Genomic DNA, 1,756 nt, shown 5'->3' with positions numbered 1-1,756 from the left:
ATTTGCAGGGGGAAATTTTACAGACTGCACCGCGCTAAATTTTAAAGGCGCGGCAAAACGAACTACCTTAAATTTAAAAGGCGCCGGTTCAAATTTAACCGGCTCCGAACGCCTACAAATCGCCGACCCCTACTACACGCGCAATTTTGAGCGCTGCTACGCAGATATCAAGCGCGGCTGCGAGGGGCTCTTGCGATACATTAAAAATTCAGACGGAATTTGCTAAAATCCGCGATTAAATTTTAGCGTCTTTAAAAAGGCGCGGCTTAAGTGATGATTCAAGGAAAAATATGTTTAGGCTTTTGATCGTTCCATATCTGATAATTGAGGCATTTACGACCTATTATTTCGTAAGCGCAAACGGCTTCGCGGCGTATGCGGTGGAAATCGTCATAAGCGCGATTTTAGGCGGATACGTCGTAGCAAACCGCTCGTGGATGGGCTTTTTTAATCTAATGAAAATCTCGCCGAAAGAAATTTTAAGCGGCGTGGGCTTCGTCGTAGGCGGCGTTTTTCTAATTGCACCTGGCATTTTCGGCGATATTTTGGGCGTTTGCATAATCACTGCGTCGTTTTACTGCGTCACCAGCGACGTGCCTAAATTTAACACGAGCAGCGAAAATTTGGAAAAAAGCGAACGAAAATTCTGGCGACGCCACCGCGCAAACGACGACGTCATCGACGTAGAAGTGATCGAGGAGAACGAAATCGAGATTCGAAAAAGCATAGGAGAGAAAAAATGAAAAATTTGATCATCGCTACTCGCGGCAGCGTGCTTGCGCTGTGGCAGAGCGAGCATATCGCATCGCTGCTTGAAGCACATGGCATCCAAGCGCAGCTAAAAAGTATGAAAACCAAAGGCGATAAAATTTTAGACACGCCGCTTGCAAAGATCGGCGGCAAGGGGCTTTTTACGAAGGAGCTTGAGGAGAGTATGCTTCGCGGCGAAGCACATATCGCCGTGCATAGCCTAAAGGATGTGCCCGTGGAGTTTCCGCAAGGACTCGTACTGGCTGCGATCTGCGCGCGCGAAGATGTGCGCGATGCGATGATCAGCGAAAAATACGCTAAATTTAACGAACTACCACACGGCGCAAAAGTCGGCACTACGAGCCTTCGCCGCAAGATGCAGCTACTTAGCATGCGCCCCGATTTAGAGGTTATATCCTTGCGCGGCAACGTCCAAACTCGCTTGCGAAGGCTAAAAGACGGGGAATTTGACGCGATCATCTTGGCGATGGCGGGCATCAACCGATTAAATTTACGCGCCGAGATAAAGCACGTAGCGCCCTTTGAGGTCTCGCAGATGATCCCTGCGATGGGGCAAGGAGCGCTCGGCATCGAGGCGGTGGACGAGCCGCAAATCCTGCGCGCGATAGAATTTCTAAAAGACGAACGCGCGATCATTGAAACGACCGTGGAACGGGATTTTGTCAGGGTTTTAGAGGGCGGCTGCCAGGTGCCGATCGGTATCAACGCGCGCCTTAACGGCGAAAATATCCACATAAGCGCGATCGTGGGCCTACCCGACGGCAGCGAAAGCATACGCCAAGATATCGTCGCGCAAAAATCGCAATACCAAGGCGTAGGCGCGGAGCTAGCACGCGTTTTTATCGAAAAGGGCGCAAAGCAGCTTCTTGCGCGCGCTGAAGCGATGGCGAACCTATAAGAAGCTCTAATGCAAAAAGAGCAAATGCCGCTTTTTATAATCAAAGATTATTGGATCAGGATTTATATCGATCTGGGCGTTACTTCG

The 1,756-nt window shown here is 49.8% G+C and carries 2 protein-coding genes and 1 pseudogene; all 3 read left to right on the top strand.

The window, feature by feature from the left end:
• Positions 1-226: pseudogene (locus Q0605_RS07475) on the top strand (low molecular weight phosphotyrosine protein phosphatase); the annotation flags it as partial.
• A gap of 64 nt (positions 227-290) precedes the next feature.
• On the top strand, positions 291-743 hold the full coding sequence (locus Q0605_RS07470; protein WP_298705653.1) for an FxsA family protein: 453 nt from the start codon (positions 291-293) through the stop codon (positions 741-743).
• Complete coding sequence (gene hemC / locus Q0605_RS07465; RefSeq protein ID WP_298705651.1) at positions 740-1,669, top strand: hydroxymethylbilane synthase; 930 nt, start codon at positions 740-742, stop codon at positions 1,667-1,669. Before Q0605_RS07470 ends, hemC begins: the two co-directional genes overlap by 4 nt.
• Positions 1,670-1,756 lie beyond the last annotated feature (87 nt).

The organism is uncultured Campylobacter sp. (assembly GCF_938017705.1).
Lineage (GTDB): Bacteria > Campylobacterota > Campylobacteria > Campylobacterales > Campylobacteraceae > Campylobacter_B.
The sequence above is the reverse complement of the archived record's forward strand: the minus strand, read 5'-3'. Positions and strand labels throughout refer to the sequence as shown.

Coding starts and splice junctions, on each gene's coding strand:
- Q0605_RS07470 (WP_298705653.1), top strand. CDS start 291: ATGTTTAGGCTTTTGATCGTTCCATATCTGATAATTGAGGCATTTACG.
- hemC (WP_298705651.1), top strand. CDS start 740: ATGAAAAATTTGATCATCGCTACTCGCGGCAGCGTGCTTGCGCTGTGG.